At 70.3% G+C, this 26,761-nt stretch carries 28 protein-coding genes and 1 tRNA gene; 14 read left to right on the top strand and 15 right to left on the bottom strand.

The genetic code is table 11. From position 1 onward, the window contains the following. Positions 1-5: 5 nt before the first annotated feature. Positions 6-479 carry an aminoacyl-tRNA deacylase gene (locus AC3E6M_RS01010; protein WP_138174012.1) on the bottom strand — a complete coding sequence of 158 codons (474 nt, stop codon included), beginning with the start codon at positions 477-479 and terminating at the stop codon, positions 6-8. After that, positions 476-1,048: a DNA helicase gene (locus tag AC3E6M_RS01005; RefSeq protein ID WP_138174010.1), complete on the bottom strand. Its 573-nt coding sequence runs from the start codon at positions 1,046-1,048 to the stop codon at positions 476-478. The genes AC3E6M_RS01010 and AC3E6M_RS01005 overlap by 4 nt, the downstream gene beginning before the upstream one ends. Positions 1,049-1,148: 100 nt before the next feature. Between AC3E6M_RS01005 and AC3E6M_RS01000 the strand changes: the two genes are divergently transcribed. Both AC3E6M_RS01000 and AC3E6M_RS00995 read left to right on the top strand, forming a co-directional pair. Beyond that, positions 1,149-1,706, top strand: coding sequence for a peptidylprolyl isomerase (locus AC3E6M_RS01000; protein WP_138174008.1), 558 nt, complete (start codon positions 1,149-1,151; stop codon positions 1,704-1,706). Between the two features lie 17 nt (positions 1,707-1,723). Further along, positions 1,724-2,653: a rhomboid family intramembrane serine protease gene (locus tag AC3E6M_RS00995; RefSeq protein ID WP_490528790.1), complete on the top strand. Its 930-nt coding sequence runs from the start codon at positions 1,724-1,726 to the stop codon at positions 2,651-2,653. Between the two features lie 61 nt (positions 2,654-2,714). Here the strand turns inward: AC3E6M_RS00995 and AC3E6M_RS00990 are convergent, their stop codons facing one another. Continuing rightward, a complete protein-coding gene (locus tag AC3E6M_RS00990) occupies positions 2,715-2,954 on the bottom strand; it encodes a cell division protein CrgA (RefSeq protein WP_138174004.1) in 240 nt (79 codons plus the stop codon). A 54-nt stretch (positions 2,955-3,008) separates the two neighbouring features. On the opposite strand from AC3E6M_RS00990, the gene AC3E6M_RS00985 reads away from it, so the two are divergent. The 3 genes from AC3E6M_RS00985 to AC3E6M_RS00975 are packed head-to-tail and all read left to right on the top strand — an operon-like array spanning position 3,009 to position 4,575. Further along, complete coding sequence (locus tag AC3E6M_RS00985) at positions 3,009-3,782, top strand: class E sortase (RefSeq protein WP_138174002.1); 774 nt, start codon at positions 3,009-3,011, stop codon at positions 3,780-3,782. Then, the gene (locus AC3E6M_RS00980) at positions 3,782-3,937 is read left to right on the top strand and encodes a DUF4175 domain-containing protein (RefSeq protein ID WP_138174000.1); all 156 of its coding nucleotides are present in this window, start codon (positions 3,782-3,784) and stop codon (positions 3,935-3,937) included. Before AC3E6M_RS00985 ends, AC3E6M_RS00980 begins: the two co-directional genes overlap by 1 nt. Then, positions 3,934-4,575, top strand: coding sequence for an anthranilate synthase component II (locus tag AC3E6M_RS00975; protein ID WP_490528789.1), 642 nt, complete (start codon positions 3,934-3,936; stop codon positions 4,573-4,575). Before AC3E6M_RS00980 ends, AC3E6M_RS00975 begins: the two co-directional genes overlap by 4 nt. Here the strand turns inward: AC3E6M_RS00975 and pknB are convergent. The 7 genes from pknB to AC3E6M_RS00940 are packed head-to-tail and all read right to left on the bottom strand — an operon-like array spanning position 4,557 to position 13,457. After that, positions 4,557-6,257, bottom strand: coding sequence for a Stk1 family PASTA domain-containing Ser/Thr kinase (gene pknB / locus AC3E6M_RS00970; protein WP_138173996.1), 1,701 nt, complete (start codon positions 6,255-6,257; stop codon positions 4,557-4,559). The two genes, AC3E6M_RS00975 and pknB, sit on opposite strands and share 19 nt — an antisense overlap. Before the next feature lie 41 nt (positions 6,258-6,298). Further along, positions 6,299-8,044: a serine/threonine-protein kinase gene (locus tag AC3E6M_RS00965; RefSeq protein ID WP_138178117.1), complete on the bottom strand. Its 1,746-nt coding sequence runs from the start codon at positions 8,042-8,044 to the stop codon at positions 6,299-6,301. Beyond that, the gene (locus AC3E6M_RS00960; RefSeq protein WP_138178118.1) at positions 8,041-9,495 is read right to left on the bottom strand and encodes a peptidoglycan D,D-transpeptidase FtsI family protein; all 1,455 of its coding nucleotides are present in this window, start codon (positions 9,493-9,495) and stop codon (positions 8,041-8,043) included. The genes AC3E6M_RS00965 and AC3E6M_RS00960 overlap by 4 nt, the downstream gene beginning before the upstream one ends. 46 nt (positions 9,496-9,541) lie before the next feature. Further along, positions 9,542-10,942 (bottom strand): FtsW/RodA/SpoVE family cell cycle protein, encoded by a 1,401-nt coding sequence (locus AC3E6M_RS00955; RefSeq protein ID WP_138178120.1) that lies wholly within the window; start codon positions 10,940-10,942, stop codon positions 9,542-9,544. Further along, positions 10,939-12,177: a PP2C family protein-serine/threonine phosphatase gene (locus AC3E6M_RS00950; RefSeq protein ID WP_490528788.1), complete on the bottom strand. Its 1,239-nt coding sequence runs from the start codon at positions 12,175-12,177 to the stop codon at positions 10,939-10,941. Before AC3E6M_RS00950 ends, AC3E6M_RS00955 begins: the two co-directional genes overlap by 4 nt. Before the next feature lie 9 nt (positions 12,178-12,186). Then, entirely contained in the window at positions 12,187-12,723 is a 537-nt protein-coding gene (locus AC3E6M_RS00945) for an FHA domain-containing protein FhaB/FipA (RefSeq protein WP_292898533.1), read from the bottom strand. Then, positions 12,720-13,457 carry an FHA domain-containing protein gene (locus AC3E6M_RS00940; RefSeq protein ID WP_138175946.1) on the bottom strand — a complete coding sequence of 246 codons (738 nt, stop codon included), beginning with the start codon at positions 13,455-13,457 and terminating at the stop codon, positions 12,720-12,722. Before AC3E6M_RS00940 ends, AC3E6M_RS00945 begins: the two co-directional genes overlap by 4 nt. A gap of 149 nt (positions 13,458-13,606) precedes the next feature. Between AC3E6M_RS00940 and AC3E6M_RS00935 the strand changes: the two genes are divergently transcribed. From AC3E6M_RS00935 to lanKC, 4 genes are all read left to right on the top strand, one after another. Next, a tRNA-Leu gene (locus AC3E6M_RS00935) sits at positions 13,607-13,690 on the top strand. A 203-nt stretch (positions 13,691-13,893) separates the two neighbouring features. Continuing rightward, entirely contained in the window at positions 13,894-15,213 is a 1,320-nt protein-coding gene (locus AC3E6M_RS00930) for a sensor histidine kinase (RefSeq protein ID WP_490528787.1), read from the top strand. Continuing rightward, a complete protein-coding gene (locus AC3E6M_RS00925) occupies positions 15,206-15,895 on the top strand; it encodes a response regulator (protein ID WP_490528786.1) in 690 nt (229 codons plus the stop codon). Before AC3E6M_RS00930 ends, AC3E6M_RS00925 begins: the two co-directional genes overlap by 8 nt. 181 nt (positions 15,896-16,076) lie before the next feature. After that, positions 16,077-18,650 (top strand): class III lanthionine synthetase LanKC, encoded by a 2,574-nt coding sequence (gene lanKC, locus AC3E6M_RS00920; protein ID WP_490528785.1) that lies wholly within the window; start codon positions 16,077-16,079, stop codon positions 18,648-18,650. Positions 18,651-19,079: 429 nt separating this feature from the next. On the opposite strand, the gene AC3E6M_RS00915 is transcribed toward lanKC, so the two are convergent. Further along, entirely contained in the window at positions 19,080-19,391 is a 312-nt protein-coding gene (locus AC3E6M_RS00915; protein WP_138175954.1) for a hypothetical protein, read from the bottom strand. Positions 19,392-19,596: 205 nt separating this feature from the next. Between AC3E6M_RS00915 and AC3E6M_RS00910 the strand changes: the two genes are divergently transcribed. Genes AC3E6M_RS00910 through AC3E6M_RS00895 form a run of 4 tightly spaced genes read left to right on the top strand, consistent with a single transcriptional unit; the run spans position 19,597 to position 23,043 of the window. Next, positions 19,597-20,343 (top strand): 3-oxoacid CoA-transferase subunit A, encoded by a 747-nt coding sequence (locus tag AC3E6M_RS00910; protein WP_490528784.1) that lies wholly within the window; start codon positions 19,597-19,599, stop codon positions 20,341-20,343. Next, positions 20,340-20,987, top strand: a complete 648-nt coding sequence (locus AC3E6M_RS00905) for a 3-oxoacid CoA-transferase subunit B (protein ID WP_490528783.1) — start codon at positions 20,340-20,342, stop codon at positions 20,985-20,987. The genes AC3E6M_RS00910 and AC3E6M_RS00905 overlap by 4 nt, the downstream gene beginning before the upstream one ends. A 1-nt stretch (position 20,988) precedes the next feature. Continuing rightward, positions 20,989-22,164 (top strand): thiolase family protein, encoded by a 1,176-nt coding sequence (locus tag AC3E6M_RS00900; protein ID WP_490528782.1) that lies wholly within the window; start codon positions 20,989-20,991, stop codon positions 22,162-22,164. 57 nt (positions 22,165-22,221) lie between these two features. Next, complete coding sequence (locus tag AC3E6M_RS00895) at positions 22,222-23,043, top strand: IclR family transcriptional regulator domain-containing protein (RefSeq protein ID WP_490528781.1); 822 nt, start codon at positions 22,222-22,224, stop codon at positions 23,041-23,043. Between the two features lie 48 nt (positions 23,044-23,091). Here AC3E6M_RS00895 and AC3E6M_RS00890 read toward each other — a convergent pair whose 3' ends face one another. Genes AC3E6M_RS00890 through AC3E6M_RS00880 form a run of 3 tightly spaced genes read right to left on the bottom strand, consistent with a single transcriptional unit; the run spans position 23,092 to position 25,906 of the window. Further along, positions 23,092-25,308: a heavy metal translocating P-type ATPase gene (locus AC3E6M_RS00890; RefSeq protein ID WP_490528780.1), complete on the bottom strand. Its 2,217-nt coding sequence runs from the start codon at positions 25,306-25,308 to the stop codon at positions 23,092-23,094. Next, a complete protein-coding gene (locus AC3E6M_RS00885) occupies positions 25,305-25,607 on the bottom strand; it encodes a heavy-metal-associated domain-containing protein (RefSeq protein ID WP_138175970.1) in 303 nt (100 codons plus the stop codon). The genes AC3E6M_RS00890 and AC3E6M_RS00885 overlap by 4 nt, the downstream gene beginning before the upstream one ends. A 17-nt stretch (positions 25,608-25,624) precedes the next feature. Beyond that, positions 25,625-25,906, bottom strand: coding sequence for a metal-sensitive transcriptional regulator (locus AC3E6M_RS00880; protein ID WP_228162000.1), 282 nt, complete (start codon positions 25,904-25,906; stop codon positions 25,625-25,627). 104 nt (positions 25,907-26,010) lie between these two features. Here AC3E6M_RS00880 and AC3E6M_RS00875 point away from each other — a divergent pair, with 104 nt between their 5' ends. After that, the gene (locus AC3E6M_RS00875; RefSeq protein WP_490528779.1) at positions 26,011-26,304 is read left to right on the top strand and encodes a hypothetical protein; all 294 of its coding nucleotides are present in this window, start codon (positions 26,011-26,013) and stop codon (positions 26,302-26,304) included. 10 nt (positions 26,305-26,314) lie between these two features. On the opposite strand, the gene AC3E6M_RS00870 is transcribed toward AC3E6M_RS00875, so the two are convergent. After that, a complete protein-coding gene (locus AC3E6M_RS00870) occupies positions 26,315-26,743 on the bottom strand; it encodes a hypothetical protein (protein ID WP_490528778.1) in 429 nt (142 codons plus the stop codon). Positions 26,744-26,761: the final 18 nt, after the last annotated feature.

Here is a 26,761-nt window from a genome sequence, read left to right as displayed (position 1 = left end):
AAAGCTCAGTCCCGGGTCGAGGTGATGTCGGCCACGGTCGCGTCGTAGGCCCGGATGAGTTCGTCGGCGTCGACGAAGAGGCTGTAGCCGTGTGCGCCGGCGCCCATCGCGATGCGGCGTCCGACGATGCTCTCGTCGGCATACACGGGCCAGTCGGTCGAGCTGCCGATGGGGACGATCGTGCCGCGCTCGTACCCGGTGGCGGCCAGGGCCAGCTCGGGCTCGGGGAGCCGCAGCTTGTTGACGCCGACCACCGCCCGTAGCTTCGGCCACGAGATGACGCGGTCACCGGGCACGAGGGCGAAGAGGAACGTGTCGTCGGAACGCTTCACGACGAGCGTCTTGACGATGTCGTCGGGACGGATGCCGAGTAGGGCCGCCGCGTCGTCGAGCGAGGCCGCGGCGGGGCGCTCCCGCACATCGACAGAGAGGCCGCGCTCGCGCGCGGCCTCTCTGACTCTGATGGTGGGATCGCTCATGCGTCGGGAGCGCGGAGCGGGTCGTCGGCCACCCACAGCTCGTCGTCGGCGCGCAGGGTCTGCCAGGCGGCGTACGCGACGCCCACGGCAGCGGCGACGCCGAGGAGGATGGCGATGACGCCACCGGCACCGATGCCGTCGTTCTGCTTCGGGAGCTTGGCGGCGAGCTTCTTGCTGGCCTTCTTGCCGTATTTCTCGGCGCGCTTGGCGTACTTGTGCGTGTCGAGTTCGAACCCGCGCCCCTTGGCCAGGCGGTCGCGGGTGTCGCCCGCGGCATCCCAGACCGACATCGCTCCACCGACGACGGCACCCGCTGCGGGGATCACCTTGCCGCTGAGGAAGCGGTTGGCGGAGGTCACGCTCTTGTCGACGTACGGCGCAGCGTACTTCTCGTATCCGTCCTGGACGGTGGGAACGAGGTCTTCACGGCTGAAGCGACCGAGCTGGCGACCGGCTTCGCGGGCCACCTTTCCGCTCTCGCCCAGCAGAACCTGCTGGGACTCCCACACCTTCGCGGCGTGTTTCTGGAGCTTGCGCAGTTCCTTCTTGCTCTTGCGGCTGAGGCCCACGGCTTCATCCTCCCTGTCGATGGGATGTACGCCCTTCATCTTGCCAGAACAGGGCTCTCCGTCCGCCGACCCTTGCAGATAACTCTGAGAGAATGTACCCATGGCTTCCCACACCGCCGTCGCGACCCTGCACACCAACCACGGCGACATCGTCGTCAACCTGTTCGGCGACCACGCTCCCCGGACCGTCCGCAACTTCGTCGGCCTCGCCGACGGGTCCCAGGAATGGACCAACCCCGCCACCGGCGCCAAGGGTGAGGGTCCGCTCTACTCGAACGTCGTGTTCCACCGCATCATCCCCGGCTTCATGATCCAGGGTGGCGACCCGCTCGGCCAGGGCGTCGGCGGTCCCGGCTACACGTTCAACGACGAGATCCACCCCGAGCTCGACTTCTCGGCGCCCTACAAGCTCGCGATGGCGAACGCGGGCCTGCGTCGCAACGCGATCACCGGTCAGCCCGAGGGCACGAACGGCTCGCAGTTCTTCATCACCACCGACCCGACTCCCTGGCTGCAGGGCAAGCACACGATCTTCGGCGAGGTCGCCGATGACGCCTCCAAGAAGGTCGTCGACGCTCTCAGCAAGGTTCCCACGGCCGCCGGCGACCGTCCCATCGAGCCGGTCGTGCTCGAGTCGGTCGACATCGTCGCCGTCTGACCCTCGGGCGGCGGCGGGTGTCTACGACCGAGGAGTTCCGTCGCAACGGCGATAACTTCTGTTACCGGCATCCCGACCGGCAGAGCTTCGTCCTCTGCCAGCGGTGTCTGCGCACGGTTTGCCCTGACTGTCGGACACCCGCTGCCGTCGGCGTCATCTGCCCGGAGTGCCTGGCCCAGCAGCGGGCCTCCGAGACCCCGGCCCAGAAGAAGGCCCAGCGGCGATGGTCGCGATCGCGGCCGGTCGCGGTCGTGGCCTCGGGTCGCCCCACGGCGACGCTGGCCATCATCGCGATCACGGGCCTGGCCTACATCATCGGGCTGATCCCGGGCGTCGGGGGCATCCTCACGAACGCGCTGGGGTTCTCCGCGCTCTATCTGGTCCCCCAGTTCGGGCCCATCGAGCCCTGGCGGCTTCTCACCGCCGCCCTCGTGCACTCGGGGTTCTTCCACGTCGGCCTGAACATGCTGGTGTTGTGGTTGATCGGCCGAAACCTCGAGCCGCTGCTCGGACGCTGGCGGTTCGTCGCGCTTTATGTTCTGGGAGCGCTGGGCGGCTCCGTCGCCGTGGCGCTGCTCGCACCGTCCACGTTCGTGGTCGGCGCCTCGGGAGCGATCTTCGCGCTCTTCGGTGCGCTGCTCGTGATCGGCCGCCACATCGGAGCCGACATACGGGTCATCGCGATCCTCATCGGGATCAACTTCGCCTGGCCGTTCGTCGTCGCCCTCGTCACGTCGCTCGCTACCGGCAACTTCATCGCCGCGCTCAACAACGTGGGCGTCTCGTGGCAGGCGCACCTCGGCGGACTGGTCGTGGGAGCGCTGATCGGGCTGATCTACGCCCGCACGCGTCTCGCTCGCCAGCGGTCGGTGCAGATCGGCTTGCTCGTCGTGCTCGCCGTCGCCCTGTTCGCGCTTCTGGCGATCCCGGCCCTGGTCTACTACTGAGAGTTATCCACAGGTTCATCCACAGGTGGGGATGAATTACACGAGTGTAAGTCGGGTGATCTCAGCGCCAGCGCGTGGTCATCAGGAAGCCGACGAAGGCGATTCCGAAACCGATGACGAGGTTCCACGCCCCGATGCCGGGGATGGGGAACTGCGAGTTGCTCAGGTAGAAGACGAGGACCCATACCAAGCCGATGAGCATGAGGCCGATCATGATCGGCAGGAACCACACCGGGTTGGGCGTGGATCCGCTCTCGTTGCGCTCAGCGATCGGGTCTTCGCCGTTGCCAGTACGTGCCATGCCGGTCAGTCTAACGGGCCGGTCGTGCTCCACCCGCGGAACTAGACTCGGCTCGTGTCCACCGCTGACCAGCCCCTCACACGACGCGGCTCTCGCCGGCGTCCGCCGCGCCGGCGTCGTGTCACGGTGCTGGGGGTGCTCGGAGACCTGTTGCTCACCGCCGGGGTCCTCGTGCTGTTGTTCGTCGCGTGGCAACTGTGGATCGGCGACGCCATCATCGGTGCGAAGTTCAAGAGCGAGGCCGACTCGCTAACGCAGGAATGGGCGTCCGCACCGGCGACGCCCGCTCCCACTCCGGATGCCGATGCCCCCGGCCCCGAGGAGCCCCCTGCCCTTGCGCAGCCCGGGAACGGCGAGGTCTTCGGCGTTCTGCGCATTCCGCGGCTCGGACCCGATTACCAGTTCAAGCTCGCCGGCGGGGTCAGCGCGGCGGTCACCCTCGATCCCATCGGAATCGGCCACTATCCCGACACGGCCATGCCCGGTCAGACGGGGAACTTCGCGATCGCGGGCCACCGCGGCAGTCACGGTGCTCCGTTCGCCGACCTCCCCTCCCTTCGCGTCGGCGACTCCGTCGTCGTGGAGACGCCCGACGGCTGGTACACGTACCGCTTCCGCAATCTCGAGTACGTGCGTCCCGACGGAGTGCAGGTCCTGCTGCCGGTTCCGCAGGCACCGGAAGTCCTTGCCACTGACAAGGTGATCACGATGACCACGTGCAGCCCGCGATACGGCTTCTCGGAGCGCGCCATCGCGTACGGCGTCTTCGACTCGTTCACTCCTCGCGCGGATGGACCGCCCGCGTCACTCACCGAGGGAGCAGCCTGATGTACGGAGCCCTCTGGCGCATTCTCCCCGGACCCTGGTGGGTGCGCCTGCTGATCGTGCTCGTGCTGGCCGCGGCGGTGCTCTACGGGCTCTTCTTCTACGTCTTCCCGTGGGTGAGTGACATCGTCTATCCACAGGAGGTCACGGTCGAGTGAGCTTCCGGGTGGTCGTCGTCGACAACCGCGACAGCTTCGTCCACATCCTCGCCGGCTATCTCACCGACCTGGGGGCCGAGATCGCTCTACGACCGGCCGTCGGACTCGATCCCGCGGCCGCGGTGGGGAGCGCTGACGCGATCCTGGTCTCACCCGGACCCGGCCACCCCCGGGATGCCGGCGCTTCGGTCGACGTGATCCTCGAGGCGCACGCGCGTGGCATCCCTCTCCTCGGCGTGTGTCTCGGGCACCAGGCCCTCGCGGTCGCGTTCGGTGCACGCGTGTCGCGCGCACCCGAACTGCTGCACGGGATCACCAGCCGGATCCACCACGACGGGAACGGGGTGTTCGCGGGTCTGGCCGACGGGTTCGAGGCCACGCGCTATCACTCGCTCGCCGTCGACCCCGACACCGTTCCGGACGATCTGGCCGTGACCGCCCGCAGTGAATCCGGTGTCATCATGGGCCTCGCGCATCGCACGGCGCCCTTGACGGGCGTGCAGTTCCACCCCGAGAGCGTGCTCACCGACGGTGGTCACACGCTGCTGGGGACGTGGCTCGAGGATGCCGGGCTGCGCGGGGCGGCAGAGACGGGGCGCCGCCTCCACCCCCGCCGGAATCAGGAGCCGGTGCAGTAGGTCAGCGTGATCTCGCTGTGCACGGGCACCTCGCCCGGAGCAAGCGACTGCGTGGTGACGAGCGACGGCGTCGTGGCGCGGCATCCCGGGTCCTCCTGGGTGCGCACGGTCAGCTGCTTCTCCGTCGACTCGAGCTCGCGCTTGGCAACGTCGACGGGATAGTCCTTGTAGTTGACGATCACCACGGTGCCGCTGGCGACCACGAGGTTCACCGTCGTGCCCTTGGCCACCTCGGTCTCGGATGCCACGCTCGCCGACATCACGACGCCCGAGGCCAGCGCCGGATCCGGTTTGCGCTGCACGAGACCGAGCGAGAGTCCCGCCGATTCCAGGGCGGCACGCGCCTCGGACTCGGTGATGCCCTCGAGGGTGGGCACGGTGGCGGTGTCGGCCCCCGAGGACACGTACACCGTCACCTGCTGGCCTGCCGCCACCGACGTATCGGCACTCGGCGTCGTCCGGATGACGTTACCGGCGGCGATGGAGCCGTTGGACTCATCGACGCGTTTGGCGAACAGGTCTTCCTTCTCGAGCGTCTCCACGGCGCGGTCGTACGACATGTCGACGACGTCGGGGATCGTGCGTCCGGCGGAGGGCACATCGTTGGACGGCTGGATCTGCACCACCCACAGCAGCACCGAGACCAGCAGCACGGCCAGGACCGCCACACCCGCCCAGATCCAGGCAACCGGAGGGCCGGGCTGGGTGCGCCGCATCGTCGTGTCGGTGCTGAGCTGACGCAACGATCGCGCCGTCTCGGCCGCCTGGCGCGGGTTGGGTCCGTACAGCTCGTTCGACAGCGCCGACATCTGGCGCTTGGTCGGCTCCTTGCCCTCGACCGTGGCATCCAGGTCTTCGCGGAAACCGGCCGCGTCCTGGGGACGCTGGAACGGATCCTTCGCGAGGGCGCGGAGCACGACGGCGTCGAGCGCACGCGGCACCGACTCGTTGAGGTCGCTGGGCGGGACCGGCGCCTCACTGACGTGCTGGTAGGCCACGGCGACGGGGGTGTCGCCACGGAACGGCGGGCGGCCGGTGAGGAGCTCGTACAGCACGACTCCGGTGGAGTACAGATCGGCTCGTGCGTCGACCGACTCGCCCTTCGCCTGCTCGGGGGAGAAGTACGCGGCCGTCCCGACGATCGCCGTCGTCTCGGCGACGGTGGAGGAGGAGTCCGACACCGCGCGCGCGATGCCGAAGTCCATCACCTTGATGCGTCCCGAATCGGTGATCATGACGTTGCCCGGCTTGATGTCGCGGTGCACGACGCCGGCACGATGCGAGTACTCCAGGGCCTCCAGGATGCCGTCGACGTAGCGCAGGGACTCGTCGATGGGCACGGGCCCGGCGGCGATGACGTCCTTCAGCAGCTTGCCGTGGACCAGCTCCATCACGATGTACGGCACCGGGTGCTCGTGCCCGTCGGCACCCACCTCGACGTCTTCTCCCGCATCGAAGACCCGCACGATCGTGGGGTGGGCCATGCGGGAGGCGGCCTGGGCCTCGAGACGGAACCGCGTCCGGAACGCGGCGTCGCCGGCGAGGTCGGCCTTCAGGATCTTGATCGCCACCGTGCGCCCGAGCGTCTGATCGTAGCCACGGTAGACGCTGGCCATACCGCCGCGACCGATGAGGTCGTCGACACGGTAGCGCCCGGAAAGGACGCGCGTCTCAGTGGTCACGGTGGGAACTCCTGGAGGGGTGGGGGGATGAGAGGGGCGGGTCAGCGCGTGGCGCTCGGGCTGGGCGACGGGGTGTTGCCGCCGGTGATCGACGCGGAGGCCTCGCCCGAGGGTCCCGCCGTGCGGTCGGTGCCCGAGCAGCTCACGGTGTAGGTCACCCGAAGGCTCTGCCCGACCGAGTTGCTCACCTGCAGCTCGGCGTTGCGCGCATCCGGAGCGAACGACGCCGAAGACTGACCGTTCTCGGAGAACGTGCCATTGGTCGCGGTGAGGTTGTAGGACGCCACGTTTCCGGTACCCGCGGGACACGTGTACTGCTGCCACGAGACCTGCACCGTGCTGCCGGCGGTGACGGATGCGCCGGGCAGCGTCGGGGTGCCGGGGGTCGGAAGCGGAGTCTCTTCGCCGAACACGCGCAGCGTGATGATCGTCCCGGCGGGGACGCGACCGGTGGGGTTCACCGTGTCGACGAGACCCACCTGATCGGGTCTGGTCGCGGCGTTGCCGGTCTCGCACTGCGCGCCGAGGTCGTTCGCGCTGAGGATCTCGCTGGCGGCCTCGCAGGACTTGCCCGTCAGACCGAGGGAGTTGACATCGACGAGCTGCGAGGTCTGCGAGGGCGACGACGAGGGCGTCGCGCTCCGTGACGGCGTGGCCGAACTCGGTGTCGGGCTGGAGGGGGCCGTGTTCGGGTCGTTCTGGTTGCTCAGAACCGCGAAGAGCGTGCCGCCGAGCACGAGCGCCAGAAGGGCGATGAGGGCGACGAGCGGCCACGTCCAGGGACTGCGCTTCTTCTTCTGCGGGCGCGGGTCGTCCTCGGTGTGCTCCTCGGAGAGGAGCGACGAGGACGGTGCCGGCAGCAGACGGGTCGCGGCAGAGGTCTGCCCCGCCGTCAGGAGCTGCGTGGCCTCGTCGGCGACGGCGACGCCCGCAGCGATGGCGGGTACCGCGGCGGCGGCGGCCGTGAGGTCGCCGCGGCGCAAAGCCGTGGCGGCGCGCGAGACAGCCGCGGCCGAGGCCGGACGCTCGTCGGGCTTCTTCGCGATCATCGCCATGACGAGGTTCTGCACCGGGACGGCGACCGTCGGCGGCAGCGGCGCGGGCTGCTCGTTGATCTGCGCCATGGCGATGGCCACTTGCGACTCGCCCGTGAAGGGGCGCTTCCCGGCGAGGGACTCGTACGCCACGATGCCGAGCGAGTAGATGTCGGTCGCGGGCGACGCGGGGTGCCCCGACGCCTGCTCGGGCGAGAGGTACTGCACCGTGCCCATGACCTGACCGGTGGCCGTCAGCGGAACCTGGTCGGCGATGCGCGCGATACCGAAGTCGGTGATCTTCACGCGGCCGTCGGGCGTGATGAGCAGGTTGCCGGGCTTGATGTCGCGGTGTACGAGGCCCGCGGCGTGTGCGGCCTGGAGGGCCGCGGCCGTCTGCGCCACGATGTCGAGGGTCTTGTCGGTCGACAACGAACCCTCGCGCTCGAGGATGGTCGACAGTGCCTCACCGGGTACCAGTTCCATCACGAGGAAGGCGCTGCCATCCTCTTCGCCGTAGTCGAACACGCTCGCGATGCCCTCATGGTTGACGAGCGCGGCGTGACGGGCCTCGGCGCGGAAGCGTTCGAGGAACCCGGGGTCGCCCATGTACTCGTCTTTGAGGATCTTGATCGCGACGGTACGTCCGATGACATGGTCGGTCGCTTCCCAGACCTCACCCATGCCGCCGATCGCGATCCGCGACTCCAGCTCGTACCGTCCTCCGAAGGTCACTCCCTGCGTCGGTCTCATTTGCCCAGCACCGCCTCCATGACCTTCTTCGCTATCGGGGCGGCGATCTCGTTGCCGCTCCCGCTCTGCCCCTGGCCTCCGCCGTTCTCGACCACCACGGCGACAGCGACCTTCGGGTCGTCCGCCGGGGCGAAACCGGTGAACCAGAGAGTGTAGGGACGAGAATCGTTCTCTGCGGTGCCGGTCTTACCCGCCACCTGGACCCCGTCTATTCTTGCATTCGACGCCGCGCCGTCCTGGACGTTCGCCGTCATCATCGTGACCATCTGAGCCGCGAGGTTCGAGTCCAAGGCGCGGCCGAACTCGCTGCTCGTGCCCTCGTCGTCGACGGACAGGGTGGAGCCGATGATCCGGTCCACCATCCGCGGGTTCATCACGACGCCCTGGTTCGCGATCCCGGCGGACACCATCGCCATCTGCAGCGGTGTCGCGCGGACCTGGCCCTGTCCGAAGCCGCTGAGCGCGGTCTGGGGGGCGTCGAGGTTCGCGGGGTAGGACGACGGAGTCGAGGTCAGCGGCATCGAGAACGACGTGTTGAAGCCGTACTTCTGGGCCTCGGCGCGGATCGCGTCGTCGCCGAGTTCGACCGCCAACTCCGCGAAGGGGATGTTGCAGCTCAGTCGCAGTGCCGTGGCGATCGTGACGGTGTCGCCGCCGCCGCACGTGCCGCCCCCCGCGTTGCTGACGACGCTCGAGGACTGCGGCAGCGTGTACGACGCGAGGTTGGGGAACGCCGAGTCCGGGGTGTACCGACCGGATGCCAGAGCGGCCGAGGCCACGACCAGCTTGAATGTCGACCCCGGGGGGTTCAGGTCGCCCTCGATCGCGCGATTCACCAGCGGCTGCGACGGATCGGCAGCGAGCTGGTCGTACGCCGCGTTGACGGCATCCGGGTCGTGGGAGGCCAGGGTGTTCGTGTCGAAGCTGGGCTTGGACACCATCGCGAGGATGCGTCCCGTCGAGGGTTCGATCGCCACGACCGAGCCCTGCTGGTCGCCGAGGGCGTCCCACGCGGCGCGCTGTACGCCGGCGTCCAGCGACAGCTCGACGTTCGATCCGCGCGGAACCTGGCCCGTGGCCGCTTGCTCCAGGCGCGAGAAGAACTGACTGCTGTTGGCGCCGCTGAGCACGGAGTTCTTGTCGAGCTCGATCCGCGTGCGCGCGTCGAGCACGGGGTTCATGTATCCGGTGACGGGCGCCCACATCGCGGCATCCGTGTACTGACGCTGCCAGCTGTAGACGTCGTCGGACGGGACGGACGAGGCGATCACGGTTCCGCCGGCGATGATCGATCCGCGCTGGACCTGGTACGAGTCGTACAGCGCGCGGCGGTTGCCGGCGGTGTTGGCGAGGTTCTCGGCCTGGCCGACCTGGATGACGCTGGTGGAGACGAACAGCGCGAGGAACATCGCCAGCATGACGACGCTGAGGCGTCGGAGTTCTTTGGTCACGGTGCCTCCTCCGGGGTGACGGTGCGGGTCGGCGTGGGCGCGGACATCAGCCGATCACCACCCGGGGACGGCTGCGCACGGCATCCGAGATGCGCAGGAGGAAGGCGACGATGATCCAGTTCGCGACCAGGGACGAACCGCCGGCGGCCAGGAAGGGCGTCGTGAGACCCGTCAGCGGGATCACGCGGGTGACACCGCCGACCATGATGAACACCTGCAGCGCGATCGTGAACGAGAAGCCCGTCGCGAGGAGCTTGCCGAAGTCGTCCTGACCGGCGAGGCCGATGCGGATGCCGCGGCTGGCGAACACCATGTAGAGCGAGAGGATCGCGAACACCCCCACGAGGCCGAGCTCTTCGCCGAGACTGGGCAGGATGTAGTCGCTCTGCGACAGCGGGGTGATGTACGGACGGCCCTGACCGAGCCCCGTGCCGAACAGGCCGCCGTGCGCGAGGCCGAAGATGCCCTGCGTGAGCTGGTAGCTGCCGCCGTCGCGGTCGATGACCTCGGGGTTGAAGGCATCCAGCCAGTTGGCGAACCGGCCGTAGACGTAGGGCAGGACACGGGATGCCAGGAACGCCCCGGTCGCGGCGAGCACGACGCCGATCAGCACCCAGCTGGTCTTGCCGGTGGCGACGTAGAGCATCGCGACGAACATGCCGAAGATGAGCAGACCCGTGCCGAGGTCGCGCTGCAGCACGATGATGCCGAGCGAGACGGCCCAGATGATCAGGAGCGGTCCGAGCTCGCGGGCACGCGGCCACGTCATGAACAGGAACCGGGTTCCCGTGGAGGTGAGGCTTTCGCGCGTGCGCACGAGGTAGCCGGCGAAGAAGATCGCGAGAGCGATCTTCGCGAGCTCGCCGGGCTGGAACGACACGAAACCGAGCGACACCCACACGTCGGCGTTCTGCTCGGTGCCCAGGCCCGGGACGAACGGCAGGAGGAGCAGCAGGATGCCGACGAGGCCTGACAGGTAGGTGTAGCGGAAGAGCACGCGGTAGTTGCGGACGAAGATCACCACGAGCAGGGCCGCGATCAGGGCGATCGCCGCCCAGGCGATCTGCCGGATGGAGGTGGCATCCCATCCCTCCAGGCCCACCGCGAGGTCGATCCGGTAGATCATCGCGATCCCCAGGCCGGTGAGGATGGTGGCGATGGGGAGGACGAAGGGGTCGGCGTCGCGGGCGCGCAAGCGCAGCACCACGTGGAGGACGAGGGCCAGCACTGCGGGAATGGCCGAGAGGATCAGGTAGCCGGACTCGACGACACCGTCCACGCCGAGCTGCACCAGGACGATCGCCGAACCGTAGACCGCGATCGCGAACAGCAGGAGTCCCAGCTCGCGGTTGCGCTGCGTCGCGGGCACGCGGATCTTCTTCAGTGCGCGCATGACGGCGGTGTCGGTGGACACCGCGTCCGGCCGGGTCAGTTTCTGGTCTGTCATCCGGTGGCCTCCGGTGCGGGTCGCAGGCGATCCACGATGAGCTCGGCGTCCGAGAGGGAACGGGCCGAGATGGTGCTCTCGACCGCCTGCCGGTCGAACTCCGAGAGATCGGCGAGCACGATGTTGGTGTCTTCGTAGACCGACGAGAGCGAGAGCGGTCCGATGGACTGCTGCACACCGCGGTAGATGACGACCGAGTTGTCGTCGGCGCCGACGTAGTAGCGCGTCTGGGTCCACGTGTAGCCGGCGAACAGGCCCGCGCCGATGGCGACGAGCACGAGGATGAGAGCCGCGAGCCACCCCAGGCGACGTCGGCGTGCGCGGCGCCGATCCTCTTCGATGAGCTCCTCGAGGAACTCCGCGGCGGGTTCGAAGTGCGTCGGCTCGTTCGCGGCCTGGCGCGCCGTGTGCAGCCACGAGGACCGCGTCGGGCGCGCGGCGGGGACGACGACACCGCTGGGGTTGGACGCCGACCCGACGATCGTCGGAGTTCCGATGAACACGGGGTGCTGACCGCCCACGTCGACGATCACGACGGTGACGTTGTCGGGGGCGCCTCCGTCGAGGGCCTGCTTCAGCAACGCGTCGGCGGTGCGGGCCGGCGGCATCCCGAGGGCGAGAGCGCGCGTGGTGTGCACGTCGTCGACGACGCCCGAGAGGCCGTCGGAGCACAGCAGCCACCGGTCGCCGTCCTGCGTCGGCATGATGAACGTGTCGACCTCGGGGTCGGGGTCCATGTCACCCAGGACGCGCATGAGCACCGAACGGCGCGGGTGGTACCGGGCCTCTTCCGGGGTGATGCGTCCCGAATCCACCAGACGCTGCACGAACGTGTGGTCGGTGGTGATCTGCGTGAGCGTGTCGTCGCGGTACAGGTAGACGCGCGAGTCTCCGATGTGCCCGATCACGGCGTAGTCGTCGACCATGATGACGGCGCTGACCGTCGTCCCCATGCCGGCGAGCTCAGGGCGGCGGGCGACGGTGTCGATGAGATCCGTCGCGGTGTCGGCGAGAGCGTCGCGCAAGGCGTGCTCGGCCGCGGTCGTGCTCGTGAAGGGCTGATCGAGTTCGGTCAGTCGGGCGATCGCCAGGCTCGAGGCGACGTCACCTCCGGCGTGCCCGCCCATACCGTCGGCGACCACGAAGAGGTTGGACCCGGCGTAGCCGGAATCCTGGTTGTTGGAGCGAACCTTGCCCGTGTGGGAGATGGCCGCGCTCGAGCCCTGGAAGACCATGGAGGAGGGTTACTTCCTCAACTCGAAGGTCGTCGCGCCCACCTTGATCGGCGCGCCGACCTTCACCTGCACGGGGGATGCCACACGGACACCGTCGTGCGAGGTGCCGTTGGTGGAGTCGAGGTCTTGCAGCATCCACTGCTCGCCCCACAGCACGAGACGCGCGTGGTGGCTGGAGGTGTAGTCGTCGCGGACGACGAGACCGGACTCGCTCGAGCGCCCGATCGTCAGCGGCTCGGTGCCGAGGGGCAGTTCGAGCCCCGCCTTCGGGCCGCTGGTGATCACGATGCGCGAGACCGACGATGTCGTCGCCAGTCCGCCGACGGGTGCCGGTGCGGGAGCGGCGGGGCGCTTGACCTGCGTCGTGACCGCGTTCGGCGACGCCGTGGGCGCGGGGGCGGCGGGGGCGGATGCCGCGGGCTCGGGGAGCTTGCGTACCTTCACACCGAACAGGTCGGCGCGCAGCGAATACACGACACCGAAGACGAAGAACCACAGCAGGATGAGGAATCCGCCCTGGAGCAGCAGAAGGGTCAACGGACTCATGACAGGGGTCCCCGCTCCCGAACGTCGAAAAGCTGCGTCGCATCGGACGGCGCCGCTCGCCGTGCGGTCTGTGCCTGCGCGACCACACGGAACACGATATTGGTGCGACCGATCGAGATGGTGGAGTCCGGCGGCAGAGCGGCTTCGGACACCTTGCGACCGTTGAGGTTCGTGCCGTTGGTGGAACCGAGGTCGCGGACCATCGCGCGCTCGCCGTCCCACAGGATCTCGACGTGCTTGCGGCTCGTGCCGGCGTCGGGGATCGTGATGTCGGCGTCGCTGCCGCGGCCGATGACCGTGCGCGCCTTCGTCAGCGGATGCCGCGTGCCGTTGATGTCGACGACGCCCCGCCACGACACTTGGCCTTCGCTGGTCTGCGAGTCCACGCGGAGGGTGCCCGTCGACAGTGAGGCATCGCGCTCGATCGAGATGGTGACCGGCCCCGCGAACGAATAGCCCTGCGTACGCGCGTGCTTCTTGACCAGCGTGTCGAGCTCGGACACGAGCGTCGAGCCCAGAGCGCTCATCTTCTCGTCGTCGGCGGGCGACAGACGCACCGAGAACGAATTGGGCGCGAGGATGCGGTCGCGCGTGACGACCACAGCCTTCTTGTCGAGTTCGCTGCGCAGAGCAGAAGCGATCTCCACCGGCTGGATGCCACTGCGGAAGGTCTTCGCGAACGCACCGTTGACGGCGCGTTCGAGACCCTTCTCGAAACTGTCGAGTAGTCCCACGAGACTCCTTCAGGCAGGCAGACCAGTAGGCACATCGTAGTCAGCACGCCTGGACACCACATGGATGCGGGGTGGGACGCGCGTTTCGTCGCGCGCTGGCGGGCGTGATATTCTCGGGAAGTTGAGTGCATCCACGGATGCCGAGACGCGCGCGAGTGGCGGAATAGGTAGACGCGCTGGCTTCAGGTGCCAGTGCCCGCAAGGGCGTGGGGGTTCAAGTCCCCCCTCGCGCACAGAACGACGAAGGCCCCGGGTTCATCCCGGGGCCTTCATTGTTGTGTGCGGGAGCGGGAGGGCTGTCGCGCCGCACGCCCGGCGAAGGCCGTTTCACCGCAGTCCGCGGCTGTGCTGCCCTGTTCGGACCCCCGCACAGGAGAATGCTCCTTATGGAAACCCCGTCGCGCCGGGCCTTCGGCCCTCACGAGCCGCTCTTCCCATGACCGCCCAGACAGCGGATCCGGTGTCCCTCTCCGAAGAGCCCGCGGCCCCCGACGTCCTGCTGCCGCCGCGCGGAGTGAACGGTGTCGTGGCCACGATGCGCTCGCCCGTTTTCCTCGCCGTGGTGTTCCTCGCCACCGTGGTGCAAGTGTGCAGCGACCCGGTACTCGCGATCATGGGCGGCACGGGGGAGTGGGCCCACACCCTGTCGCCGCACGTCGTCATCACGCTCGTCGCGGTCATCTGCCTCGCGCAGGCGATCTGTGTCTCGCAATTGGCCTCGCGTCCCGAGCTGGCGGTGCTCGGCGCGCTCGCCTGCTATCTCCTGGTGGCGGTGGTCTTGGGCGTCCCCACCTGGGCGACGCCCATGCAGCTCGTCATCGCGATCGCGATGTTCGCACTGGGCAGTGCCCGGTCGATCCCCGTGGCCGCCGCGTGGGCGGCGGCCGGCGTCGTCGGCGCGCTCGCAGCCCTCGTCGGATGGGCGGCGAGCGTGGGTGCCCCACCCGGAGCGATCGCGGGCTTCCTCCTCACGGAGGGCACGTCGCTGGCATCCCTCTCTTTCGCCGGCGTGACGCTGGGGATCCTGTGGGCCGTGCTCGAACGGCGGACCGAGCGGGCACGCCAGCACGCCCTCGACCTGCAGATGCAGCAGGCCGAGGCGATCGAGGCGTCGCGCACTGCCGAGCGGGGCAGGATCGCTCAAGAACTCCACGACGTCGCCGGGCAGCACTTGGCCGGGTTGGTCTCGCTGTGCGACGCGTCGGCCGACCTCGCGCCCGCGCATCCGCAGCAGGCGCTGCGGCTCATCGACGAGGTTCGGGCCGAGGGGCGCTACGCCGCGGCGAGCCTGTACGGCGCGCTCGGTGACCTCCGCGCCGTGGAGGCCACCGCGCACACCCCGACCCCCGACCTGCGCAATCTCGACGATCTCGTCGTGTTCTGGCGGGAGCGCGGCATGGATGTCGCCGCGCAGACCCACGGCGACCCCGAGACTCCTCCCGTCGTCGTCTCGACGACGGCGTACCGCGCCGTCCAGGAAGCCCTGTCGAACGCCGCCAAACATGCCGCCGGCGCCCCTGTGCGCATCCGGGTCGACATCGACCCGGGGCGGCTGAACGCGACCGTCGTCAACGGCGCCCCGCGCCGACCTCGCGCCGACGAAGGTGGTCTCGGACTGGGCTGGGGTTTGGATAACCTGCGCCAGAAGCTCACCCTCGTCGACGGGTCGCTCCACGCTGCCGCCGACGACGAAGGGGGATGGCGCGTGGGGGTGGAGATCCCGCTCCCGCGGACGACGGAGGACGTACGTGACTGACAGTGTGCCCATTCGGGTGCTCATCGCCGATGACAACCGCCCGTTCCGGCGCGGCGTGCGGCTGCGGCTGGAGCACGCGGAGGGGATCGCCGTCGTCGGTGAGGCGGCGAACGGTCGGGATGCCGTGGAGGGCGCGATCACCGAACAGGCGGACGTCGTGCTGATGGACCTGGAGATGCCGGAGATGAACGGCATCGACGCCATTCGCGCGGTCGTCGACGAGTCCGGCGGAGCGACGCGCGTCATCGCCCTGACCAGCCATGGCGAGGATCACCTCGTCATGCGCGCCCTCAGCAACGGCGCCTCGGGCTACCTCCTGAAGACCCACGACAGCTCACAGCTCGTCGAAGCGATCCGGGCCGCACATCGCGGCGACGCGTTGATGTCGTCGCGCGTGACCCGCTCCGTCCTCACCGACATCGCGCAGCGTCGCCTCAGCCAGGACGACCGGGTGAAGGTGGCATCCCTCAGCCCGTCCGAGAGTCGTATCGTGCACCTGCTCAGCGATGGGATCACCTCGAACGAGCAGCTCGCGGCCGAGCTGGTCGTGTCGGTGAACACCGTCCGCCGCCACATCCAATCGTCGATGCGCAAGGTCGGAGCCACCGATCGCACCCAGCTCGCCCTCTGGGGAGTCCGCGTGCGTTCCGAGCTCGTGTCTCATCCGAACGGACGAATCTGAGGGCACTCTTTTTCCGCCCCGACCCTCTCGGCCGGAGCGAGCGATTGGCCGCGTGATCGGCCGAATAGCCCACCTCCGCTGGTGACGTCCGCATCGGCTCCATCCCGCACGCACTCCTTCCTCGAACACACCATGGCCTCGCGCCGCGTCCTTTCGGCGCAATCGAGGCAGGGGTGGGGGCATGGACGCGATCTATCCGGTGTTCGCCCGCGCGGACAGGGTCTTCTACGACCACCCCCGTCGGCGTGCTGCGCCGGAGACCGACCGCCCGTTCGTCGCGGACGTCGATCCGTCGTGGGGTCACGTTGACGACGGCATCTGGAGCTACTTCGAGCCGCGCGGCAGCACGCTCCCCGAGCAGGGCTGGAAGGTGCACCTGAGCATCGTTCCGGATGCCGCCGAGCTCCTGCTGCAGATCGTCTCCGCGTACTGCGCTCGAGAGGGCCTCGCGTTCAAGCACCTCTCGAGTGCGGGCGTGCTCGCCGCGTCGAATGCCAAGGATGCCGGACGTGAGGGGTCGGGCAAGTTCGTCACGATCTACCCGGTCACGATCGCGCAGCTCCATCGCACCCTGATCGACCTCGGTCGCCTCACGGTCGACCTGGACGGCCCCCATATCCTCTCCGACCTCCGCTGGCACGAGGGCCCGGTCTTCGTCCGCTACGGCGGGTTCCACCGGATGTTCGTCGAGATCGACGGTGTGCAGACACCGGCGATCCGGCATCCCGAGGGGCACTTGGTCGCCGACCTGCGACGCCCCGGGTTCGAGCCGCCCGCGTGGGTCGGCATCCCGCCCTTCCTGCGGGAGCTGGTCGACGAGCTGCGCGAACTGCGCCCACCGGAGGGGTTCCCGCACGTCACGGGCGTGTTGCACCACTCCAACGCGGGCGGGGTCTACACCGCCACGGATGCCGGGCGAGAGGTCGTGGTGAAGGAGGCACGGCCGCACGCGGGCGTGACCCCGGACGGCCTCACCGCCGTGCAGCGCGCGGAGCGCGAGGCCCGCATCCTCCGACAGCTTCCGGGCCGCGGGACGGTCGCGCTGGTCCGCGACTTCGCCGCCCTGGGGCACCGGTACCTCGTGCTGGAACGCGCGCGCGGGGTTCCCCTGCATCAGGCCGTGGTCGCTCGGCATCCACTCGTGTCGGCCGCCGTCGACGAGGCCGACGTGGACGCGTACCGGGAATGGGCGCGAGACGTGGGCGATCGCGTGCAGGAGATCATCGAGGGCGTGCACGCGGCGGGCTTCGCTCACGGCGACGTGCACCCCGGCAACTTCCTCGTCGACGACGACGGCGAGATCACCCTCATCGACTTCGAGATGTCCCGGCCGGTGGTCGAGAACGCGCCCGTCGCGATCGGCGCGCCCGGCTTCGTCGCGCCCGACTTCGTCTCGGCGGACGCTCGCGGCGGAGCGGCCGCGGACCTGTTCGCGGTGCGCCGCATCCAGCTGTTCCTCTTCGCGCCGATGACCCCGCTGCTCGACCTGCACCCGGGAAAAGAGGCGGAGGTGAGGGCATGGGTCACGGAACGGTTCCGCCTCGACGGCGACGCGCCCGCGTCCGTCGGCGAACCGTCCGACGACGCTCTCTCGCCCCTCGTCCAGGACGTCTCGCGCCAGCTCGTCGCGGATGCCACCCCCGACCGGGGCGATCGGCTGTGGCCGGGCGATCCCGCGCAGTTCGACGAGCCGCCCTACGCCCTCGCCCACGGCGCGCTCGGGCCGCTCCTCGCCCTGCACGCGGCGACAGGGAACGCGCCGGAGCGGCTCGTGGACTGGTGCACGGACGCGATGCGGACGGCGCCCGCACGGTCGGGGCTCATGGATGGTCTGGCGGGAGCCGCGGCCTCGTGGGAGATGCTCGGACACCCCGGTACGGCCGACGTGGCGCTCGAACGCTGCCTCGATTCCCCGCTGCGGTGGGAGGCGCCCGGTCTGTACGGCGGTCCGGCGGGGACCGCTCTCGGCCTGCTGCGTCTGGCGGATCGGCATCCGGAACTCGTCGCAGAGGCACGGCGCATCTTCGACGAAGTGGCCGAGCGCGCGGACGGGTGGCGCGAACGCTCGTCGGCTCCCGTGGCGACCGGAGCGGGTGGGCTGCTGCGCGGCCCGAGCGGAGCCGCGCTGCTGGCGCTGTCACTGTTCGACCGCGGGGGCGACCGTGGGCTCCTCGAGCTGGCCGAGGCGGCGATCGGTTCCGACCTCGCCCGGTGCGTGCCGACCGCCGACGGCTCGCTCCAGATGAACGAAGGATGGCGGCTGCTGCCGTACCTGGGCTCGGGGTCGGCGGGAGTGGCGCACGCGCTCGCCGCGCTGATCGAGCGGGACCCCGCCACCGAGCTCGCCGCGGCGCTCCCGGCCCTCGACCTCGCCGCCCATCCCGAGTTCGTGCTCGAATCGGGGCTGTTCCAGGGCCGCAGTGGGCTGATGCTCTTCCTCGCGGGGTCGGGTCCGGCCACCGCCGACCGCGCGGCCGCGCTGCGGCGCCACACGCGAGCACTGGCCCTGCACGCTCTTCCCCGGCCCGAGGGCGTGGGCTACCCCGGCCGCGCCCTTCTGCGCCTCTCGTGCGACCTGGCCACCGGCTCCGCCGGTGTGCTGTGGACTCTCGCGAGCCTCCGTGACCAACGGCGCCTGTCGGTGCCGTTTCTCGACCTCCCCCCGGTCGACGTTGCCCGAGTGCGGGCACGAGGTCCGGGGGGAGGTGACACGAATGGGATACCTGCTCTCCTTGCAGACGCTCGAGCGCGGTGAGACCGAGCGCAGCGAGGTCTTCGCCAGCTCCTGGAGCACGTCGATCTGCTACAGCAGCACGTCGACCGGCCTCTGCTGAGCCGTCACGACTCGATCGATGCGGGCGCGGGGTCTTCGGACCGCGCGCCCGCATCCGTGTGTCCGGCCGCGGAGAAGAGGGGGGCGGGGGCCGCCCCCAATGCGGCCCCCGCCCAGCGTCGGCGCCCGACCCGAACGGACACCGAATGCGTCGAGACCATCGACGCTTCCGCGGACGATCCCAATGCCCAGACGGTAAGCGCATCGGTGCGGGCGGGTGTCCGGGGTTTCCGGTGCGCGCGAGGCGGATATCCCCGTCTTTCCGCGGGATTCTGCTTCTCGGCGGCGCCGGCCACTTCGACGAATGTCACGTGAATCTCATCCGAATAGACGACGGCGCCCCGGATCGCATCACTCGGGCAGGCGGACCCGGCGATTGTGGATCGCGACCCCGACGACGTACGGGGCGAGGAGCAGCACGATCAGTGTGGCCATCGCGACGACGGACGCCGCCGGCGCCGAGGCGGTCAGAGCGGGCGAGGCCATCGCCGTCCCGAAGACGGCGAGGCCCGTTCCCGCGGCGCGCAGCACGACCGCGCGGCCCGGAGCCTTCGTCGGCGTGGCCCACAGTGGCATCCGTTCTCCCCGGTAGGCGCGGAGCGCGAGCGCCAGCGACCACCACCACAGCGCGGCACCGGCGACGACGAGAACGATCCACCCCATCGCTCCATCCGAACACGGTCCGTGCCGTGCGACAAGGGTGCGCCGAGAACAGGGGAAGTGTCCGCAACAGGCTGATTCGGCGTACGTCGGCCTGTTCTCGTCGCTTCGCCTGTTCTCGGCGCACAGGGGATGCCACTGGCGCGGCACCCGATCGCGGAGTATCGTACATTTACGAACAGGTGTTCGCTGAACGAACAGAGGAACCATGATCGACAAGACCGTGCCCGACGTCGCGGCGGCCGTGGCCGGCATCGCCGACGGCGCAACCGTGATGATCGGCGGCTTCGGGCGCGCGGGCCAGCCGGTCGAGCTCATCGACGCGCTCATCGCCCACGGCGCGCGCGACCTCACGGTGGTCAACAACAACGCCGGCAACGGCGACACCGGGCTCGCGGCTCTGCTGAAGGCCGGCCAGGTGCGCAAGATGATCTGCTCGTTCCCGCGGCAGAGCGACTCGTGGGTGTTCGACTCCCTCTACCGCGAGGGGAGGATCGAGCTGGAGCTGGTTCCGCAGGGCAACCTCGCGGAGCGGATCCGGGCGGCCGGCGCCGGGATCGGCGGCTTCTTCACCCCCACGGGGTTCGGCACGCAACTCGCCGACGGCAAGGAGACCCGTCGTATCGGCGATCGCGACTACGTGCTCGAGTACCCGATCCACGCCGACGTCGCCCTGATCAGCGCTCGCCGCGCCGACCGGTGGGGCAATCTCGTCTACCGCGAGACCGCCCGCAACTTCGGGCCGATCATGGCCGCGGCGGCGACGACCACCGTGGTGCAGGTCGATGAGATCGTCCCCCTCGGTGACCTCGACCCCGAGTCCGTGATCACTCCCGGGCTCTACGTCGACCGGGTCGTCGCGGTGGGGGAGCGCCCCTGGCTGCGCGACGGCGCCTTCGTCGGCGGCGTCGACATCGAAGGGCGACCGCTCGCCCGGAACGGAGAGGCATCGTGACCACCCGCGTCTCGCGTACCGCGCTCGCCGCGCGCGTGGCATCCGACATCCCCGAGGGTGCCGTGGTCAATCTCGGCATCGGTGCCCCGACGCTCGTGGCCGACTACCTGCCCGAGGGCCTCGAGATCGTGCTGCACACCGAGAACGGGATGCTGGGCATGGGCCCCGCGCCCGTGGCCGGACGGGTCGACCCCGACCTCATCAACGCCGGCAAGCAGCCAGTCACGGCGCTCGCCGGTGCGGCGTACTTCCACCACGCGGACTCGTTCGCGATGATGCGCGGGGGACACCTCGACGTGTGCGTGCTCGGTGCCTTCCAGGTCTCGGCCGGCGGCGACCTCGCGAACTGGTCGACGGGCGAGCCGGGCGCGATCCCCGCGGTCGGCGGCGCGATGGACCTCGCGATCGGGGCCAAGGACGTCTACGTCATGACCGACCTGCTCACCAAGCAGGGCGCCCCAAAGCTCGTCGCCGCGTGCACGTACCCGCTCACGGGTGTCGGCTGCGTCTCGCGCGTCTACACCGACCACGGCGTCTTCGACGTCACCCCCGACGGCTTCCGCGTGCGGGAGTTGTTCGGCGACAACACGCACGCCGAGATCGAGGACCTGCTCGGTCTCCCCGTGATCGCCCGAGGAGACTGAGATGACCGCCAGCTACGTCTACGACGCCGTCCGCACGCCTTTCGGCCGCGCCGGGGGAGCGCTGTCGGCGGTGCGCCCCGACGACCTGGCCGCTCTCGTCATGGCCGCGACCGTGGAGCGCACCGGACTGGATGCCGCCGGGATCGACGACGTGATCTTCGGCAACGCCAACCAGGCCGGTGAGGACAACCGCAACGTCGCGCGCTTCGGGGCGTTGCTGGCCGGCTTCCCGACGACCGTCACCGGCACCACCGTCAATCGCCTGTGCGCCTCATCGCTCGAGGCCGTCATTCAGGCCTCGCGCGCGATCGAGGCGGGGGATGCCGAGATCGTCCTCGCCGGCGGCGTGGAGTCCATGAGCCGCGCGCCCTACGTCGTCGAGAAGTCGCCGAAGCCCTTCCCCGCGGTGGGTAACGCGACGATGTGGAACACCGCGATCGGGTGGCGCATGACCAACAGGGCGCTGCCGGAGCACTGGACCATCTCGAACGGCGAGTCCGCCGAGAAGATCGCGCGCGAGTGGGGGATCACGCGGGAAGAGCAGGATGCCTTCGCCGCGCGGTCGCATCAGCGGGCCGCCTCCGCGTGGGCGGCGGGCGTCTTCGACGGCGAGATCGTGCCGGTGCCGGGCGTCGCGCTCGCCCGGGACGAGAGCATCCGCGACGACACCTCGGTCGAGAAGCTCTCGGGGCTGAAGGCCCTGTTCGCCGCGGACGGTCAGGGGAGCGTGACGGCGGGCAACTCGTCGCCCATCAACGATGGCGCCTCGGCGGTGCTCATCGGCGCCGAGGGGGCGCTGGACGGCGAGCCGCTCGCGCGGATCGCGGGCCGTGCGGCCCACGGCGTCGACCCCGACGTGTTCCCCATCGCCCCCATCGAGGCCGCGAACAAGGCGCTCGCCCGCGCGGGGAAGACCTGGGCCGACGTCGATTTCGTCGAGCTCAACGAGGCCTTCGCCTCGCAGTCGCTCGCGTGCCTGGCCGGGTGGCCCGACCTCGACCCCGAGAAGCTCAACGTCCACGGCGGGGCGCTCGCGATCGGCCACCCGCTCGGGGCGTCCGGCGGCCGCATCATCGGGCGCGCGGCGCACGAGCTCGCGCGCCGTGGCTCCGGTGTCGCGGTCGTCGCGATCTGCATCGGTGTGGGGCAGGGTCTCGCCGTCGTTCTCGAGCGGTGACCGGGGCGGCGCGGCCCGGGGCCGTGGAGCCCGACGCGCGGCGGATAGGGTGAGCCGGTGACCGACGCCGACCCTACCGACGCCGACCCCACCGACGCCGCGCCCGCCGACGACGGCGACGGCGCGGGCGAGGTCGTGCAGGCGTTCGTCCGGGGCCTCGCGGTGATCCGCGCGTTCGACGCCGAGAACCCCGAGTTGACGCTGAGCGACGTCGCGCGGCGCGCCGGGGTCACGCGCGCGGCCGCCGGCCGATTCCTCCGGACTCTGCAGACCCTCGGGTACGTTCGCAACGACGGCCGATCCTTCGCGCTCACGCCCCGCGTGCTCGAGCTCGGCTACAGCTACCTCTCGGCCCTGTCGCTGCCCGAAGTCGCGCAGCCGCACCTCGAGGCGCTGTCGCGCTCGGTCGGCGAGAGCGCTTCGGCGGCGGTGCTGGACGGTGCCGAGGTCGTCTACGTCGCTCGCGTCCCCGTCCGCCGCATCATGTCGGTGGGCATCACGGTCGGCACGCGCTTTCCGGCCGCGGCCACGAGCATGGGCCGCGTGCTGCTCGCCGCGGCATCCGCCCCCGTCCGCGACGAGGTGCTCGAGCGTGTCCCGCTGACGGCCCTGACACCGCGCACCCTCACCGACCCCGACGCCCTGCGTCACGAACTCGATCGGGTCCGCGCGCAGGGTTGGGCGCGGGTCGACGGTGAACTGGAGCCCGGTCTGCAGTCGCTCGCCGCTCCCGTGCGCTCGCGCGGCGGCGAGGTCGTGGCCGCGATCAACCTGTCGATGACGAGCGGGCGCTACAGCGAACCCGAGGTCGCCGAGAGGCTGATCCCCGCACTGCTGACCGCGGCCCGCGCCATCGAGGCCGACCTCCGCACGCCCTGATCCGGGAGCCGCCGACCCGGCTCGCGCGGCCCGCCGGTGTCGGCGGTCTCAGCCCGCGGTCTCCGCGCGGAACCGCCGCAGGCGCAGGCTGTTGGTGACGACGAACACCGACGACAGCGCCATCGCCGCGGCCGCGACGACGGGGTTCAGCAGGCCCGCCATCGCCACCGGGATCGCCGCGACGTTGTACGCGAACGCCCAGAACAGGTTGCCCTTGATGGTGCCGAGCGTCCGGCGCGCGAGCCGGACGGCGTCGGCGACGACGAGCAGGTCGCCCGAGACGACCGTCACGTCGCTCGCCGCGATCGCGGCATCCGTCCCTCCGCCCATCGCGATTCCCAGATCGGCGGCGGTGAGGGCTGCGGCATCGTTCACGCCGTCGCCGACCATCGCCACGACCCGCCCCTCGGCCTGCAGCGCTCGCACGACCTCGAGCTTCTCGGCCGGGGTGACCTCGGCGCGGACGTCGTCGATCCCGACCTCGGCGCCCACGCGCGCGGCGGTCGCGGCGTTGTCTCCGGTCAGCAGCACCGGTCGCAGCCCCAGACGGCGGAAGCGCACGATGGCCTCGGCGCTCGTCGGCTTCACCGTGTCGGCGACCGCGATCGCGCCGAGGTACTGCCCGTCGCGGGCGACGGCGACGATCGTGGCGCGCTCTGCGAGAGCGTCGAGATCCGGACCGGATGCCGACGGCCCCACGCTCCACTGATCTCGCAGCCACGACAGCCGACCGGCGACCACGGCCGAACCGTCCACGATTCCCTGGACGCCCAACCCGGCGTGCGCGGCGAACGACTCCACGGGCGGGACACTCCCCGCGGCCGCGGCGATCGCGCGCCCCACCGGGTGCTCGGACGCGGCCTCGACGGCCCCGGCGGCGGCGAGCAGCTCGTCGCGGCTCACGCCCTCGGCGGGAAGGACGTCGGTCACGGCCATGCGCCCCGTCGTGACGGTGCCCGTCTTGTCGAGCACGATCGTGTCGACGCGGCGCGTCTGCTCGAGCACCTGCGGACCGCGGATCAGGATGCCGAGCTGCGAGCCGCGACCCGTCCCGACGAGAAGGGCCGTCGGGGTGGCCAGGCCGAGGGCGCACGGGCACGCGATGATGAGCGTCGCGACGGCGGCGGTGAAGGCGAGCTCCAGCGACCCGCCGGCGACGAGCCACCCGACGAAGGCCGCGACGGCGAGCAGGATGACGACCGGGACGAAGACCGCGGAGGCCCGGTCCGCGAGGCGCTGGACCTCGGCCTTCCCGGTCTGCGCCTCTTCGACGAGCCGGCCCATGCGGGCGAGTTCGGTGTCCGCTCCGACGCGGGTGATCTCGACGACGAGGCGCCCGCCGACGTTGATCGTGGCGCCGACGACGCGGGCGCCGGGTTTCACCTCGACCGGCGTGGACTCGCCGGTGAGCATGCCGGCATCCACCGCCGACGTTCCCTCGACGACCAGGCCGTCGGAGGGGATCTTCTCGCCGGGCCGCACGACGACGACGTCGCCGACCGCGAGGCTCGCGACCGGTACCTCACGCTCGCGGCCGTCGACGAGACGGGTCGCCGAGGTCGCGCCGAGGTTCAGCAGGGCCCGCAGCGCGCTCGACGACGCCGCGCGTGCCCGCGCCTCGGCGTAGCGTCCGGCGAGGAGGAACACGGTCACGAGTGCGGCGACCTCGAGGTAGATCTCGTGGGCGCCGGCCTCGGGGGCGCCGAAGAGCGTGAAGCTCATCGTCATGCCCGGCATCCCGGCCCCGCCGAGGAACAGGGCATACAGCGACCATCCGAACGACGCGATGACGCCGAGGCTGATGAGCGTGTCCATCGTCACGGCGCCGTGGCGCGCATTCACCGCGGCCGCGCGGTGGAACGGCCACGCGCCCCACACCGCGACCGGCGCCGTGAGGGTGAGTGCGAGCCACTGCCAGTTCTCGAACTGCAGCATCGGGACCATCGACAGCACCGCCACCGGCACGGCCAGCGCCGCACTGATGAGCAGCCGGGTGCGGAGGGCGACGGTCTCGGGGTCGACCGTGTCGTCGGTCGGCTCGGCGGGCGCGGGCGGAGCGGGCACCTCGGCCCGGTAGCCGGCGGCCTCGACCGTCGCGATGAGGTCGGCCGGGTCGAGGTCGGACCCGCGCACGCGCGCCTTCTCGGTGGCGTAGTTCACCGAGGCCTCGACGCCGGGCAGTTTGTTCAGCTTGCGTTCGATCCGGGTGGCGCACGAGGCGCACGTCATCCCGGTGATGTCGAGCTCGACGTCCGTGGCGCTCATGCGGGCACGTCCGCGAGGGAGTAGCCGGCCTCCTCCACGGCGTCGCGCACGAGCGCGGTGTCGAGAGGGGTGGTGCTGGCGATCGTCACGCGCGAGACGTCGCCGACGTGGAGGTCGACCGACACCCCCCGCACGCCGGCGATCTCGGAGATCTCCTCGGTGACGCTGCGGACGCAGTGCGCGCACGTCATCCCGGTGACGCCGACGTGCTGCACGACGGCGTCGTCGGGGAGGGGAGTGGATGCCGGGGTCTCGCCGCCGCGGATGTCGCGGAGGCCCAGGTCGATGCGATCGGTCATGGTGTTCTCCTCGGGGATCAGGAGCGGACGAGGCGGGCGATGGCGTCGTTGGCCTCGCGGATCTTGTCGGCGGCGACCTGGCCGCCCTCCGCGCTGGCCTCGGCGACGCAGTGGCTGAGGTGATCCGACAGGAGCGACAGCGCGACCGTCTCGAGCGCCTTCGTGGCGGCCGAGACCTGCGTGAGGATGTCGATGCAGTACTTGTCCTCATCGACCATCCGCGCGATCCCGCGCACCTGGCCCTCGATCCGGCGCAGTCGCTTCTGCAGATCGTCCTTGTGCCCGTCGTACCCGTTCATGCTGCATACCATACCCCCCTAGGGTATGCAGGAGGGCCGTTCGGCCGAATGTCATCCGTCCGGTTCCCACCTCGATCCTCATCTCCGACGCCCTCGGGCCCTACGTGCTCGACACGACCGCGGGCTCCACGCTGGGCGTCCCCAGCGGCGTCTGGCGACCGGCCGACGGGACCGGGCCGACACTCGTCGCGGCCCATCCCCTCCCGCCGCTCCCGCTCATCGTCGACGAGTGGAGCGCCGGGATCGACTGGGTCGCCCGGCAGTGCGTCGGTGCGGACGTCATCCTCCACGTTCTCGTCGGCTCGGCGTGGAGCGTGCGCGGATTCGCGGTGCGCACCGACTTCGACGACGCCGGCAGCGACCACCGTCCGGTCGTCGCCGTGCTCGCGCGACGGTGAGCCGCGCGGGTCACTCCAGCGTCGGCGGCAGCACGTAGACGATGTCGGCGCCGTCGCGCTTGTGCTCGACGAAGCCGAGGTGCGCGAGAGCGGCGTGGAAGGGGTCGTCGTCGGCCGCGACGCAGGCGTACAACGGGCGCTCCGGCTCGAGCGCGGTGAGCAGGCGCAGCGCCTCGGTCGCGGACTCCCGCGTCGTGCGGGGCGACACCGCCAGAAGCGCCTCGCGATCTCCGTCGACGTCGAGCGTCGCGGCGAGGCCCACCACCTCGTCGCCGTCGACGATCGCGCGCGCCGTGACGAGGTCTCCGTCCACCCACTCATCGAAGGCGCCGCGGTCGGCGAAGGCGCCGCGCGGCCACGACGATGCGCTCGCGCGCACCGCGGCGTACGCGGCATCCCGGTCGTCGTCACGGAGGTCGCGGAGCTCGATGAGGGTCATGGCGTCACGTTATCGGGC

The sequence above is a fragment of the Microbacterium sp. SCPM-O-B-15248 (M128) genome, from assembly GCF_058214835.1.
This window is presented reverse-complemented; position numbering and strand designations above follow the sequence as displayed.